This is a genomic window from Pseudarthrobacter sp. NPDC058362, from assembly GCF_042723515.1.
Classification (GTDB): domain Bacteria; phylum Actinomycetota; class Actinomycetes; order Actinomycetales; family Micrococcaceae; genus Arthrobacter.
Genome location: NZ_JBHXIW010000011.1, coordinates 21925 through 35112, shown reverse-complemented (window position 1 = coordinate 35112; position 13188 = coordinate 21925). Strand labels below are relative to the sequence as shown.

At 66.4% G+C, this 13188-nt stretch carries 13 protein-coding genes; 2 read left to right on the top strand and 11 right to left on the bottom strand.

The window, feature by feature from the left end; genetic code table 11:
* Entirely contained in the window at positions 1 to 1005 is a 1005-nt protein-coding gene (gene infC, locus ACFWIX_RS15885; protein ID WP_377217100.1) for a translation initiation factor IF-3, read from the bottom strand.
* Positions 1006 to 1391: 386 nt separating this feature from the next.
* Here infC and ACFWIX_RS15880 point away from each other — a divergent pair, with 386 nt between their 5' ends.
* Positions 1392 to 1778 carry a DUF1844 domain-containing protein gene (locus tag ACFWIX_RS15880; protein ID WP_377217099.1) on the top strand — a complete coding sequence of 129 codons (387 nt, stop codon included), beginning with the start codon at positions 1392 to 1394 and terminating at the stop codon, positions 1776 to 1778.
* A 47-nt stretch (positions 1779 to 1825) separates the two neighbouring features.
* Here the strand turns inward: ACFWIX_RS15880 and ACFWIX_RS15875 are convergent, their stop codons facing one another.
* The 8 genes from ACFWIX_RS15875 to ACFWIX_RS15840 all read right to left on the bottom strand — a co-directional run bounded on the left by ACFWIX_RS15875 (position 1826) and on the right by ACFWIX_RS15840 (position 8115).
* Positions 1826 to 3184 (bottom strand): MFS transporter, encoded by a 1359-nt coding sequence (locus ACFWIX_RS15875; RefSeq protein WP_377217098.1) that lies wholly within the window; start codon positions 3182 to 3184, stop codon positions 1826 to 1828.
* A gap of 58 nt (positions 3185 to 3242) precedes the next feature.
* Positions 3243 to 4124, bottom strand: a complete 882-nt coding sequence (locus ACFWIX_RS15870; RefSeq protein ID WP_377217097.1) for an SseB family protein — start codon at positions 4122 to 4124, stop codon at positions 3243 to 3245.
* 8 nt (positions 4125 to 4132) lie between these two features.
* Positions 4133 to 4879: a bifunctional 1-(5-phosphoribosyl)-5-((5-phosphoribosylamino)methylideneamino)imidazole-4-carboxamide isomerase/phosphoribosylanthranilate isomerase PriA gene (gene priA / locus ACFWIX_RS15865; protein ID WP_377217096.1), complete on the bottom strand. Its 747-nt coding sequence runs from the start codon at positions 4877 to 4879 to the stop codon at positions 4133 to 4135.
* 35 nt (positions 4880 to 4914) lie between these two features.
* The gene (locus tag ACFWIX_RS15860) at positions 4915 to 5073 is read right to left on the bottom strand and encodes a hypothetical protein (protein WP_377217095.1); all 159 of its coding nucleotides are present in this window, start codon (positions 5071 to 5073) and stop codon (positions 4915 to 4917) included.
* On the bottom strand, positions 5074 to 5835 hold the full coding sequence (gene hisH, locus ACFWIX_RS15855) for an imidazole glycerol phosphate synthase subunit HisH (protein WP_377217094.1): 762 nt from the start codon (positions 5833 to 5835) through the stop codon (positions 5074 to 5076). It lies immediately after the preceding gene.
* Positions 5832 to 6458 carry an imidazoleglycerol-phosphate dehydratase HisB gene (gene hisB / locus ACFWIX_RS15850; RefSeq protein ID WP_377217093.1) on the bottom strand — a complete coding sequence of 209 codons (627 nt, stop codon included), beginning with the start codon at positions 6456 to 6458 and terminating at the stop codon, positions 5832 to 5834. Before hisB ends, hisH begins: the two co-directional genes overlap by 4 nt.
* 60 nt (positions 6459 to 6518) lie before the next feature.
* Positions 6519 to 7637 carry a histidinol-phosphate transaminase gene (locus ACFWIX_RS15845; RefSeq protein WP_377217092.1) on the bottom strand — a complete coding sequence of 373 codons (1119 nt, stop codon included), beginning with the start codon at positions 7635 to 7637 and terminating at the stop codon, positions 6519 to 6521.
* A 70-nt stretch (positions 7638 to 7707) separates the two neighbouring features.
* Positions 7708 to 8115, bottom strand: coding sequence for a LysM peptidoglycan-binding domain-containing protein (locus ACFWIX_RS15840; RefSeq protein WP_377217091.1), 408 nt, complete (start codon positions 8113 to 8115; stop codon positions 7708 to 7710).
* 325 nt (positions 8116 to 8440) lie between these two features.
* Here ACFWIX_RS15840 and lexA point away from each other — a divergent pair, with 325 nt between their 5' ends.
* On the top strand, positions 8441 to 9178 hold the full coding sequence (gene lexA / locus ACFWIX_RS15835; RefSeq protein ID WP_377217090.1) for a transcriptional repressor LexA: 738 nt from the start codon (positions 8441 to 8443) through the stop codon (positions 9176 to 9178).
* 64 nt (positions 9179 to 9242) lie between these two features.
* Here the strand turns inward: lexA and ACFWIX_RS15830 are convergent, their stop codons facing one another.
* Positions 9243 to 11294 (bottom strand): ATP-dependent DNA helicase, encoded by a 2052-nt coding sequence (locus tag ACFWIX_RS15830; protein WP_377217126.1) that lies wholly within the window; start codon positions 11292 to 11294, stop codon positions 9243 to 9245.
* Positions 11295 to 11304: 10 nt separating this feature from the next.
* Entirely contained in the window at positions 11305 to 12879 is a 1575-nt protein-coding gene (gene hflX / locus ACFWIX_RS15825) for a GTPase HflX (RefSeq protein WP_377217089.1), read from the bottom strand.
* Positions 12880 to 13188: the final 309 nt, after the last annotated feature.

Here is a 13188-nt window from a genome sequence, read left to right as displayed (position 1 = left end):
CTACGTGGTCTTCTTACCGGCCGGCTTCGGCGTTGCCTTGGGGGCAGGGCGTGCGGCGGGCTTCGGCGCGGCGGGCCTGGCCACCGGCTTGGGCGGCGCAGGAACAGCAGCAGGCTTCGGCGCAGCAGCCGCAGGCTTGGGAGCCGTAGCCTTTTCCGCTGGCTTGGAAGCTTCCTTGGGGGCAGCTTTCGGAGCCGGAGCAGCCTTGGGCGCGGCGGCCTTCGGTGCTTCCTGCTTGGGAGCGGCCTTAGGCGCGGCAGCCTTCGGAGCCTCTTCCTTTTCCTTCGGAGCTTCCTTGGGTGCTTCCTCAACAACCTCGGCAGGTTCGACGGCGGCAGCCGACTCCTGCGCTTCGCCCTGGGGAGCTTCTGGTTCCGTGGAAACGGCAAAACCCTCCGGGAGCAGGTCCGCAAGCGACTGGGTCATGGGAGCCTGGTCGTCGCCCGAAACGTCTACCCGGCCCGAGGCCTTTGCTTCGTTCTGGGCCTTCGCCTCAGCCCGCTGCGTGGCGCGGCGTGCTTCAGCCTTGGCTTCCGCCTTGTTCTTCAGCGGACCGACCACCATGACCATGTTGCGGCCGTCGATGCGCGGGCTGGATTCAACCACGCCCACCTCGGCAACGTCGTCCGCGAAACGCTGGAGCAGGCGGATGCCCATTTCGGGGCGCTGCTGCTCACGGCCTCGGAACTGGATCATGGCCTTGACCTTGTCCCCGGCGCCGAGGAAGCGCAGTGCGTGGCCGCGCTTGGTCTCGTAGTCGTGGGTGTCGATCTTCAGGCGGAAGCGGATTTCCTTCAGAACAGTGTTGGTCTGGTTCTTCCGGGCTTCACGTGCCTTAACTGCGGCCTCGTACTTGTACTTGCCGAAGTCCATCAGCTTGCACACCGGAGGCTTGGCCTGAGGTGCTACTTCAACGAGATCAAGGTCGGACTCGGCAGCCAGACGCAGGGCATCCTCAATACGGACGATGCCTACCTGTTCACCTGCAGGGCCGACCAGCCGCACCTCGGGGACGCGGATACGCTCATTGATTCTTGGCTCGCTAATGTTAAAGCTCCTGTGTTGTTGTGGGATCCCGGCAAAAGGAGAAGGCCCCCGACTGCCGGAGCAATCGAAGGCCTCTAAAGATCGGAACAGCTCCCGCTAAGGGACTGCGTGCAGGTCCACGGCGACTGCCGTTGACCATACCCAACCAGGTACCCGGCAACCTTGCGTTTCGGGACGATCCTGCTGGATATCCAAAACAACGGCCGACGCGGGTGGGAGAGAACTCCGCTTGCAAACTGCATGCCATTCTACAGAAAAAATCCCCGCCAGTGCTGTGAAGCGCCGGTGGGAACCCGTTGTGCTGAAATAACGACATCCAGTCGGTCTGTGTCAAGCTTACCAGTATGAGCACCCCAGACAGTAATTCACACGTTTTCGAGCCCGCGGGCGGCGCCGCCGACGTCTCGCAGGAGATCAGGGATATTTCCGAGGTCCCGGCAATCGAGGTCATCACCACCGCGGCCGTCCACCTTATGAGTGCCGCCGCCGTCAAACTGGGCCTGGCCGCTGAGGACAATGCCGAGGAACTCAAGGACCTGGACGAGGCCCGGAAGCTCATTACGGCCCTCGCGGGGCTGGTCACCGCGGCGGCACCCGAAATCGGCTCGCAGCACGCCGGCCCGTTGCGCGATGGCCTCCGTTCCCTCCAGTTGGCTTTCCGCGAAGAGTCGCTGATCCCTGACGCTCCGGGCAAGGGTCCCGGCGAAAAGTACACCGGCGCCGTCAACTAAAGGAACGCCGTACACCCCACCAGCACCACAGCACCCCACTCCGGAGTCTAGGGGTGGGGTCTGGGCGTGATGTCCTTGCTGGCGGGGGCTGTCCGGCTGCGGCGTACCTGTTGCAGGACCAGCCCCGCCACGCACAGCACTACCCCTGCGACGCCGACGGCCGTGAAACCGCTGGAAGGTCCGCGGCCGTCGATGAATACACCGGCCAGCGGAGCACCCAACGCCACGCCTGCGGTCAGGGCGGACCCGTACCAGCCCATTGCCTCGCCCCTCCGTTCCTCGGACACCAGGTCCGCCACCTTCTCGGAGGCTGACGACAGCACCGGAGCGCACAGCAGGCCAGGCAGGATGGAGAGCAGCGCCAGGGTCCATGTGTCGGTGGCGAAGCCCATGGGAATCGTGAGCGCGGCCATGCCCAGCAACAGCAGCATCGGCGAAACCGGACGGTGCATGGCGCCGTAGATCAATCCACCGACCACGGACGCGGCGCACCAGAACAGGAAGACGATCCCGATTTCGCTTTGCCGGCCTCCGGTTTCCAGCGCCGCGACGATTCCCACATCCGTGCCGCTAAGCACCATTCCGGTACCCGCAGCTACCGCGAACAATGCGGCGACGGCAGCGGTGAACCAGGCAAAGTTGTGCGCCACCCTGGTGCGGAACGCGCGACGGCGGCCCGGCCCGCCGCCCGCGGCGGCACCGTCGCTTTCGGCGCCTGCGGGCACCAGCTCGGCCGCGGCCTCCTGTACGTGGGCCGGGGCGGCCGACACCACCGCGATTTCGGCCGCATGCAGCAGCTCACCGGCGCGTTCGGCCGTGGGCGCTGCACTGCGGGTGGGCGGGTTGAACCAGATCAGGAACAGCCCGGCCAACGAGGTGGAAATTCCCACCGCCGTCAGGCCCGCGACGGTAAAGCCGCTGGTGGCGATGATGGCGCCGGCCGCCGGGCCGATCATGAACACCACTTCGGTGCTGATGGCGTCCAAAGCAAAGGCGGTGCGCCGCTGTTCGCCGTCGGCCAGGACGCCCAGGGATTGACGTACCACACTGAAGATCGGAAGGGTCAGCAGCCCACCCACGAAGACCAGCGGCAGCAGCCACTGGTAGCTGACGTACGGAACGGCGGACCACACCAGGGCTTCGGACACCACTGACGGGATGAGCGCCCGGCGCAGGCCGACGGTGTCCACGCGCCGGCCACGCCAGGGAGCGCCAACGGCGATGCCGATGGTCATGACTGCAGCTGCAGCCCCCGCGGCAGCGTACCCTTCACCGAGCGAAAGAACGATGTGAAGGGTGAGCAGCACTCCAGCGGCGGAGTGCGGTATGCGGGCCACCATGCCCACCAGCAGAAGGCGCCGGATGGGACGCACTGCCAGGAGGTGCCGGTAAAGGGCGAAGTTCACGAAGGTTTCCTTATGGTCTGCTGCGGCAGTCCGGGAGGGTCTCCGCCGTGCACCGCCGCTAGTTGACGGCCCGCCTCAGCTTGATTTCCATCGAGTCGACCCGCTCCCCAAACAATACATTCCGGGACCACTCGCCCTGGAGGGACGCTACGAGGTGCTGCACCGCGCCGGCGTCCAGACCGTCCTCGAGGTACAGGACCACCTGAAGTTCCGGGCCGGGTCCGCCGCCGGCAAGGACTGTACCGTCCGCTGCCCGGCTGGCCACTCCCCCGCCGGGCAGCAGTTCAATGCTCCGGACGGCGGGGAAGCGGGAAGCGGCCTGCCCAAGCTCGGGGGCGAGGGCGGGATCGGCGTAGCTGGGAACCCACTCGTGCTGCTGAGCCAGCGCCCACAGGGCGGGTCGTCGCACCACGAACGTCACTGGGGAGCCCGGGTCCAGCACCATCAGTTCGGCTCCCTCGGCGACGGCAGACAGCGCAGCACGGGCTGCGTAGACGGCGACGGGCCGGGCGTCCGGATGCCATGCGGCGAGGGCGGCGGCCGACGTGAATGCCGGCATGGCGGTCCGTCCGTCCGGTGCCTTAAGCGTCACCAGTGCCATGTCGGCCTGCTTGTCCGCCCGCAGGCCGTGGCCGCCGTCGGCCTCTTCGGCAAGCTGGGCGACGATCGGGATGAAGACGCGGGCTGTGGCGAGGGAGCGCACTACGGCGGCCTCGTCTCCGCTCCCCTCGCACAACCGGTCGACGGCGGCGAGGTACCCGGCGTCGGCCGTGCCGTCGTCGTCCTCGAAGTTGTGGATCCTGGCGTCATCCCCTGCGAGGCTGCGGCCCGCCCAGGGCCGCCCGGCCGAATCTGCCGCGCCACCAGCACCTGCCAGCGCGGCAGCTATATGGCCGGGCAGGTGGCGGGGGGCCGGGGCTTCGGAACCGTCAGTGGCCATGGCGGGCGTCAGCGCCGCCCGGCGACGTCGAGCGCCTCGGGCAGGGTGAAGGCGCCGGCGTAGAGCGCCTTGCCAACGATGGCCCCTTCGACGCCGAGCGGCACGAGGGAACGCAGGACCTTGAGGTCGTCCAGGCTGGAGATCCCGCCGGATGCCACCACGGGCTTACCGGTTTTTTCCACCATCTGGCGCAGCAGTTCGACGTTGGGGCCCTGAAGGGTGCCGTCCTTAGTCACGTCCGTCACCACGTAGCGGGCGCAGCCGGATTCTTCAAGCCTGGCCAGGACGTCCCAGAGATCCCCACCCTCCTTGGTCCAGCCGCGGCCGGCCAGGGTGGTGCCGCGGACGTCGAGGCCGACCGCGATCTTGTCACCAAAGCGCTCAATCGCGCGGGCGGTCCACTCAGGGTGCTCCAGCGCCGCGGTGCCGAGGTTGACGCGCGCCACGCCGAGGCCCAGGGCGGCTTCGAGCGTCTCGTCGTCCCGGAGGCCGCCGGAGAGCTCGACCTTGATGTCCAGCCGGCCCACCACTTCCCGCAGCAGTTCAGCGTTGGAGCCGCGGCCGAAGGCTGCGTCGAGATCGACCAGGTGCACCCATTCGGCGCCCTGCTCCTGCCAGTTCAAGGCAGCTTCGAGGGGTGTGCCGTAACTGGTTTCGCTGCCTGCCTCGCCTTGGACCAGGCGCACGGCCTGTCCGTTGACGACGTCCACGGCGGGCAGCAGTTCGAGGACCGGCAAATCGTTAGCGGTGGTCATGTTCGTCCTTTGTCAGGTAGGCGGGGCGGTGCGGGCTAGGCGGCCGGCAGCGTTAACAGGTAGGCGGCGAGCAAAGCCATGCCCGCCAAAACGTAGAAGGAGATTTGCGTCCACAGCGGCTTGCCTTGCTGGCGGAATGCCAGGGCCCCGCCCACCAGGAGGCCGGCAAGGCCCATCAGGACGATGGACCACATCTAGGCGCCGCCGGTCGCAGGCGCTGCGCTGCTGCCGGCCCCGGAGTCCGCGGGCCGGCGGAGGGATTCCACCCAGTTGCGCAGCAGCCGGGCACCGGCGTCGCCGGACTTCTCCGGGTGGAACTGCGTTGCGCAGAGCGGCCCGTTTTCCACGGCGGCGATGAATGGTGCGCCGTGCTCGGACCAGGTCACCACTGGTGCGGCCATGCGCGGCTGGACGACATCGAAGTTCCATTCCTGCACGCCGTAGGAGTGCACGAAATAGAAGCGCTCGTTTTCGACGCCGGCGAACAGCCTGGATCCCTCGGGAACCTTAACGGTGTTCCAGCCCATGTGCGGGACCACGTCCGCGGGCAGGTGCTCCACCTTGCCGGGCCATTCGCCCATGCCTTCGGCCTCGGTGCCATGTTCGACTCCGGTTTCGAAGAGGACCTGGAGACCGACGCAGATTCCCAGGACGGGACGACCGCCCGCAACACGGCGGCCGATCAGCCGGATTCCGTCCACGGCCTTGAGTTCGCGCATGACAGTTTCGAACGCACCCACGCCCGGAACCACCAGGCCATCGGCGTTCAGGACGTCCTCCGGCTTGGCACTGAGGGTAACCTCGGCGCCTGCCCGTTCGAGGGCCCGAACGGCGGAGCGGACATTGCCCGAACCGTAGTCCAGGACCGTCACCGTAGGCTTTCCCTCCGGGGAGGGAAGCTTCCGTGATGCTGAAGGGTCCACGATGGCGCCGTCCTTCAGGACCTGGCCGCTCACAGGGCGCCCTTGGTGGACGGAATGCCCTCGACGCGGGGGTCCGGCTCAACAGCAGCCCGAAGTGCGCGGGCGAACGCCTTGAACTGCGCCTCCACGATGTGGTGCGGGTCGCGGCCGGCGATGACGTTCATGTGCAGGCAGATTCCCGCGTGCAGGGTAATCGCTTCGAAGACGTGGCGGGTCAGGGAGCCGGTGAAGTGGCCGCCGATCAGGTGGTATTCCTGGCCGGCCGGTTCGCCTCCGTGCACCAGGTAGGGCCGCCCGGAAACGTCGACGACGGCGTGGGCGAGGGCCTCGTCCAGGGGCACTGTCGCTTCACCGAACCGTCGGATGCCGGCCTTGTTCCCGAGCGCGGTACGAAGGACTTCGCCGAAGGTGATGGCAACGTCTTCCACCGTGTGGTGGACATCGATGTGGATGTCCCCGGTCGCCTTGACCGTCATATCGATCAGCGAGTGCTTGCACAGGGCAGTGAGCATGTGGTCGTAGAAGGGTACGGACGTGTCGATGTCCGAAACGCCGGTGCCGTCGAGGTTGATCTCCACGAGTACAGACGACTCACTGGTGGCACGCTCCATGCGGGCGGTCCGGGAGGCCGCGGCATTCGATCCGGTGGAACTCATGGTCAAAGTGTCCTTTGGGGAAGATAGGTGGTCAGGGCGCAGGGCGCCGCTCTTCCAAGTCTAGGCGGGTAGCGCTGCCTGCCGGGCGAGGATGCTTTCCAACGATTCCAGGAAAGCTGTAGTTTCCGTCTCAGTTCCGGCCGTTACGCGCAGGTGTCCGGGAATCCCGACGTCACGGATCAGCACACCCGCCGCCAGGAGTTCCTGCCAGACCTGGTGCGGATGGTCAAGTCCGCCAAAGAACACGTAATTGGAGTCGGAGGCGGCCGGCGTGAGGCCCATGCGGCGCAGTTCATCGACGATTCGGTCCCGCTGCTTCTTGATGTCCTCGACATCGGCCATCAGTGCTGCACGGTATTCCAGTGCGGCCAGCGCCGTCGCCTGGGTCACGGCCGACAGGTGGTACGGCAGCCGGACAAGGCGCAGCGCATCCGTCACTTCCGGGGCTGCTGCCATGTAACCTAGCCGCGCCCCGGCCAAGGCAAAGGCCTTGCTCATGGTGCGGGACACAATGAGTCGCTCACGGCCCGGCAGGAGAGTCAGGGCGCTGGGCGTACCGTCGTGGGCAAACTCGTGGTAGGCCTCGTCCACGATCACGATGGTTTGGCTCGCCTCACCGGCACGGTAGACCTCCTCCACCACGTCCAGTCCCAGGCCGGTACCGGTGGGGTTGTTTGGCGAGCAAAGGAAGACGATGCTCGGCTGCAGGTCCTTCACCTGGCGGGCAGCGGACTCTGCAGTGAGGCCGTAATCATCCGCGCGCTGTCCGGCGATATAGCGGGTATCCGTGCCGCTCGCGAGCAGCGGATACATGGAGTACGTGGGAGGGAATCCGAGCGCGGTGCGGCCGGGGCCGCCGAAGGCCTGGAGGATCTGCTGGAGGACCTCGTTGGAGCCGTTGGCCGCCCAGATGTTCGAAGCGTCCAGCCCGTGGCCGAGGTATTCGGCCAAGGCAGTGCGGAGCTCGGTGAATTCGCGGTCCGGGTACCGGTTCAGGCCCTTGGCGGCACGGGCGACGGCCGCGGTGATAGCCGCCTGCACGTCCGCCGGGACGCCATGCGTGTTCTCGTTAACGTTCAGGAGAATGGGGACGTCCAGCTGCGGTGCCCCGTAGGGGGCAAGACCGCGGAGGTTCTCGCGGAGTGGAAGCCGGTTCAGTCGTTCTAGCTGGTCATTCACCTGAACAGTTTAGTGCCCGCGCCGGGGACCGGAAAATGTGACACTTCCCTGCCGGGCTGCAGGGACTCCATTACCCGGCCGGAACGAACAGTTGCTGGCCCGGAATCACAGGCCCGCCGGAAAGATTGTTCAGCTGCACTATTTCTGCCACGACGTCCCTGGCATCGCGCTCCGGCGCAAGGCTGCCGGCAATGCTCCACAGGGACTGGCCCGGCTGGACTGTCACGGTGACTGTCGGCGTGGCCACGAGGTCGGCTGCCGAGTCTGAGGCCTTGGCGGGCGAGTTGAAGAACCCCGCCAGGGAAAGCAGCAGCGCCGCCAGCAGGACCAGCGGGATGCCAATCAGCACTACCCGCCCCCGGCGGGTGAGCCGCAGCGGCGGCAGGGGCGCTGGCGCCTGGCCTTCAGAAGCGCGGCCATCAGAACCCGAGGTGTTCCCTGGGGAAACTGGTGAGTGGTGAGCGGAAATAGCTGACATGGACTTAGCCCTCCTGGACCGTACTGTGCTGCCCGGAATGTTCCGGCCGCCATCTCCCGCCGTTCTTCGAAGATGAACTTCGAACGACTGCAACAGTGACTAGAACACATATTCGAACTTTGCTGATTCAGTTTTAGCACTTATCAACGAATAATGTCGAGACTCGCTAGAACAAATGTTTGAAAAAGCCCTGTGGCTGGCCTAGTTTTGAAGACAAGAACAACCACGCGGACAGTTGATCAGCCAGGTCTGACAATTTGGACGGGACCATCACGGCCGGAGCCAGAGCAAGCGGACCGGTGGCAACCGAAGGGCATTGGCAAACATGGCAGCAGCACCGGCCGGGGGCAGGACACTCCCGCAGGCGAAGAAGCCCGCCAAGGGCCTGACCGCCCGGCAGAAGAAGATCCTCGAAACCATCCAGCGCTCAGTCAACGACAACGGCTATCCGCCGTCGATGCGCGAGATCGGGGACACGGTGGGGCTGGCCAGCCTCTCCAGCGTGACGCACCAGCTTTCACAGCTCGAAAAGCTGGGCTACCTCCGCCGGGATCCCAAGCGGCCCCGCGCCATGGAAGTGTTGATGCCGCTGACACTGGGCGGCGTGCCGGGCAAGGGAGCCCCGGCCACCGAAAGCCCGGTACCGGGTGCCATGGCCGCCACAGTCACCGAACTCCCCACAGCTCTCGACACCGCAATGGTCCCCTTGGTGGGCCGGATCGCCGCCGGCGGGCCAATCCTTGCGGACCAGGTGGTGGAAGACGTCATGCCTCTTCCCCGGCAATTGGTGGGCCAGGGTGAACTGTTCATGCTGAAAGTCGCCGGCGACTCCATGGTGGACGCGGCCATCTGCGACGGCGACTGGGTAGTGGTCCGCCGTCAGGCCGACGCAGCCAACGGGGATATCGTGGCGGCCCTCTTGGACGATGAAGCCACCGTCAAGACCTTCCGGCAGCGCGACGGCCACACCTGGCTGCTGCCACAGAATACCCAGTACGAGCCCATTCTGGGCGACCACGCCACCATCATGGGCAAAGTGGTGTCCGTGCTGCGGTCCCTCTAGGGCACGAGCTCCCACGGAGCTGCGCCGCCTAAAGCGGCGTTCCCGACGGCCGCCGGCCTCCCGGCTAGCCTTCCCGGGCCAGCCGTTCAAGCGCCGCGAAGGCCGTGTTGCGGTCGGTGGTGGGCCAAAACGGCGGCAGCGCTCCCCGCAGGAAGCCCGCATAGCGTTCGGTGGCCAGCCGGGAATCCAGGACTGCTACCACGCCTTTGTCGTTGGTGGACCGGATCAGCCGCCCAGCCCCCTGGGCGAGACGGATGGCCGCATGCGTCGCCGAGACCGCCATGAACCCGTTGCCGCCGGATTGAGCCACAGCCCGGGACCGTGCCGTCATGAGCGGGTCGTCCGGCCGCGGAAACGGAATCCTGTCGATGACCACAAGGCGGCAGGAACCGCCCGGCACATCCACTCCCTGCCACAGAGACATGGTGCCAAACAGGCAGGTATCGGATTCGTCCGCGAACTGCTTGACCAAGGCCGTCATGGTGGATTCGCCCTGGCAGAGGATGGTCATTCCCAGCTTGGGCCGGAGGGCGTCGGCCGCTTCCTCGGCCGCACGCCGGGAGGAGAAGAGACACAGGGCGCCGCCGCCGGAGGCCTGGATCAGGGCCTCAAGTTCGGCCAGCGCCTCCGGGGAGACACCGCGTCCGGGCTTCGGCAGGTGGCCTGCCACATAAAGGATCCCCTGTTTGGGATAGTCGAAGGGCGAGCCCACATCCACGCCCGTCCAACTGGGTGCCCCCTGGCCCACGAGCCCCAGTCCGCCAGCGGCCGGCTCGAACGCTGATCCAATGGCAAGGGTGGCCGAGGTGAGGACCACCGTATGGTCCGCGAACAGGCCCTCGCGGAGCTTGCCGGCCACGGACAGCGGCGCCACGTTGATCAGCACCGGTGCCGAGTCGTCCGGCTGGGAGTAGCCTTGCCCGGGGTCGAAGGTACTCGCCCGTGAAAACCAGACCACTTCGCGGTTTTCCCGTGCCATCAGGAGCCGCTCGCACAGTTCCAGGATGAGCATGAGGCGGGACCGCGCAAGCTGCCGCCCGCCGTCGGCCGCCTGGCTGCCATCCCCCTTGGAATCAGACAACGCGGCACGGCAAGCCTCGCGGAGTTGGTCAACGCAGTCGAGCTGTTCGTCGTTGAGGCCGTTGGGGAGCAGCCCTCCGGGCGCACCGGCCAGCGCGGCTTCAAGGTTGGCTGCGGCAGCATTGAGCGCATCCACGGTAATGGCGGTGTGCTTCCGCGCCCCGGAGGCAGCGGCATGGACCATGGCCACGGACAGTTGCCCGGAAACGGCGCCGGTCACCCGGTCCTGCAGTTCGTGGGCCTCGTCCACCACCACCACGTCGTACTCGGGAAGGACTGCCAGGCCCTCGAAGGCGCTGACGGCCAGCATAGCGTGGTTGGTCACCACGATGTCTGCAGAGGCCGCATCGTGCCGTGCAAGCTCGCTGAAGCACTCTTCGGCCAGTGGACATTTCTGCGCACCCAGGCACTCCATGGACGTGACGGAGACCTGGCGCCATGCGCGGTCGGTGACCCCGGGCAGCAGTTCGTCACGGTCCCCCGTCGCGGTCTTTGCAGCCCATTCGCGCAGCCGGACCACTTCCTTGCCCAGCTGCGAGGAGGGTCCGCCGACGGCTGCGGCAAAGTGCGGAACACTGGTGTCCTCACCAAGCGAGAACAGCTGGCCCTCCGTGGGCTCCTCGGACGGGAATCCCCCCTCAAGCTTGTGCCGGCAGACGTAATTGGACCGGCCTTTGACCAGCGACACCTTGACGGGCCGCTCCAGCGCCGGGGTGATGGCGTCCAGCAGCCGAGGCAGGTCCCGCCCCACGATCTGTGTCTGCAACGCCAGGGTGGCGGTGGACACCAGAGTGGGCTTGTTGCTTTCCAGCGCATGCGCAATCAGCGGGATAAGGTAAGCCAACGACTTGCCCGTGCCCGTCCCCGCCTGCACCAGGAGGTGGGTGCCTGTTTCGATCGCCTGCGCGACCTGCCGGGCCATCTCGTGCTGGCCAGGCCTGCTCTGTCCCCCCATCGCGCCGACGGCGCGGTCGAGCAGTTCGGTCACGAACTGTCCGCCGGCCGTCTTCGTGGCGCCGGACGCGGCGTCAGTCATTGAAGCGGCGTCAGTCATTGGTGACGAAGGGTTCCAGCTCGGCCGCGAGACCCTCCCTGACCATCACCACGGCGCGGGTGCCCGCCTCCACATGGTCCACGCTGATGATTTCAGCGTCCGATTCGTGCAGCTTGCTGATCAGGTCTCCCCGATCGTAGGGAATGAGCAACTCGAGCTTCACGCTGGGCCGGGGAATCGAATCGCTGATGGCCTTGAGCAGTTCGGCAATCCCTTCGCCGGTGCGGGCCGAGACCACCACATGGCGCGGTTCGCGCTGTTTGAGGCGTTCCACCACGAAAGGATCCGCGGCGTCCGCCTTGTTCAGGACAATGATTTCGGGAACCTTACGGGCGTCGACCTCACTGAAAACCTTGCGGACTGCTGCGATCTGTCCTTCGGGATCGGGATGCGAAACATCCACGACGTGCAGGATCAGGTCAGCGTCCGCCACCTCTTCCAGCGTGGAGCGGAACGCTTCCACCAGCTGGGTGGGCAGGGAGCGGACAAAGCCCACCGTGTCCGCCAGCGTGTAACCGAGCCCGTCGGCCGTTTCGGCCTTGCGGACGGTGGGATCAAGCGTGGCAAACAGGGCGTTCTCCACCAGGACACCGGCATCCGTCAGCCTGTTGAGCAGGGACGACTTTCCGGCGTTCGTGTACCCGGCAATGGCAACTGACGGGACGGAATTACGACGGCGGTTGGCGCGCTTGGTCTCGCGGGCAGGCTTCATTGCGGCGATTTCACGCCGAAGCTTGGCCATCCGGGTACGGATCCGCCGGCGGTCCAGTTCGATCTTCGTCTCACCGGGACCACGGGAGCCCATGCCTGCCGCTGCGCCGCCCACCTGGCCACCTGCCTGGCGGGACATCGATTCGCCCCAGCCGCGCAGTCGCGGCAGGAGGTACTCGAGCTGGGCCAGTTCCACCTGCGCTTTACCTTCGCGGCTCTTGGCGTGCTGGGCAAAGATGTCCAGGATCAGCGCCGTCCGGTCGATGACCTTGACCTTGACGATGTCCTCAAGTCCACGGCGCTGGGACGGTGCCAGCTCAGCGTCCACCACCACGGTGTCCGCGCCGGTGGCCATCACGATGTCCTTGAGCTCCTGCGCCTTTCCCGACCCCAGGAAGGTGCCCGGGTCAGGCTTGGCACGCCGCTGGACCAGTCCGTCGAGGACCTCGGAGCCCGCGGTTTCGGCAAGCGCAGCAAGTTCACGCAGCGAATTCTCCGCGTCTGCGAGGGTACCGTCCGACCACAGCCCTGCCAGTACCACCCGTTCCAGCCGAAGCTGCCGGTATTCGACCTCGGTAACGTCCTCGAGCTCAGTGGACAGCCCCGCCGTGCGGCGCAGTGCGCGGCGCTCTTCGAGATCCTGCTGGTCGCCGTCGTACTCGCTGTGTTCTGCGTCCAGGCGGGAGATTGCCTGGGCCTTGCCAAGCACAGCCGCGCCTTCACCGCGGCCGCTGTCCGGCGTTCCGGTCCGGGCGGGAACGTCCTTGGAAAGGATCCGGTCGATCACGGCCTGGATTTCCTGTGGACTCATGTCCTGGGCGGCGGGATCGGATCCGGTGTTGGGCTGGCTGGTCATGGTCTCCTTTGAAGATTCGGCAGTTCCAGAATAGTGCTGATTGGTCTGATGTGGTGAAGTATTCGCGCTGGGCTGACGGCCTGCGGACATGCAGTACTCCTGGTCTTGGCGGCCTCCCTGACGGGCAGGCGGCAGATATGCCGCCCGGGGACGGCAGAAATTGAGCAGTGATTGAAGGGCCGGGAACAGCGCGGAAAACCAGCCAGATGCTGTCTCTCGAGTAGTGTCCGGCGGCCGGACGACGACGTGCGGCCCGGTGCACGAGCGGAAGGCACGGACGCCTGCATCGCTGTGGGACATGATCCGGGG

What these genes read in the sequence shown, in the direction of transcription:
- hflX (WP_377217089.1), bottom strand. Translation starts at nt 12,879, where the DNA reads ATGACCAGCCAGCCCAACACCGGATCCGATCCCGCCGCCCAGGACATG.
- priA (WP_377217096.1), bottom strand. Translation starts at nt 4,879, where the DNA reads ATGACCACCGCTAACGATTTGCCGGTCCTCGAACTGCTGCCCGCCGTG.
- ACFWIX_RS15880 (WP_377217099.1), top strand. Translation starts at nt 1,392, where the DNA reads ATGAGCACCCCAGACAGTAATTCACACGTTTTCGAGCCCGCGGGCGGC.
- ACFWIX_RS15840 (WP_377217091.1), bottom strand. Translation starts at nt 8,115, where the DNA reads ATGTCAGCTATTTCCGCTCACCACTCACCAGTTTCCCCAGGGAACACC.
- ACFWIX_RS15870 (WP_377217097.1), bottom strand. Translation starts at nt 4,124, where the DNA reads ATGGCCACTGACGGTTCCGAAGCCCCGGCCCCCCGCCACCTGCCCGGC.
- hisB (WP_377217093.1), bottom strand. Translation starts at nt 6,458, where the DNA reads ATGAGTTCCACCGGATCGAATGCCGCGGCCTCCCGGACCGCCCGCATG.
- ACFWIX_RS15830 (WP_377217126.1), bottom strand. Translation starts at nt 11,294, where the DNA reads ATGACTGACGCCGCGTCCGGCGCCACGAAGACGGCCGGCGGACAGTTC.
- lexA (WP_377217090.1), top strand. Translation starts at nt 8,441, where the DNA reads ATGGCAGCAGCACCGGCCGGGGGCAGGACACTCCCGCAGGCGAAGAAG.
- ACFWIX_RS15860 (WP_377217095.1), bottom strand. Translation starts at nt 5,073, where the DNA reads ATGTGGTCCATCGTCCTGATGGGCCTTGCCGGCCTCCTGGTGGGCGGG.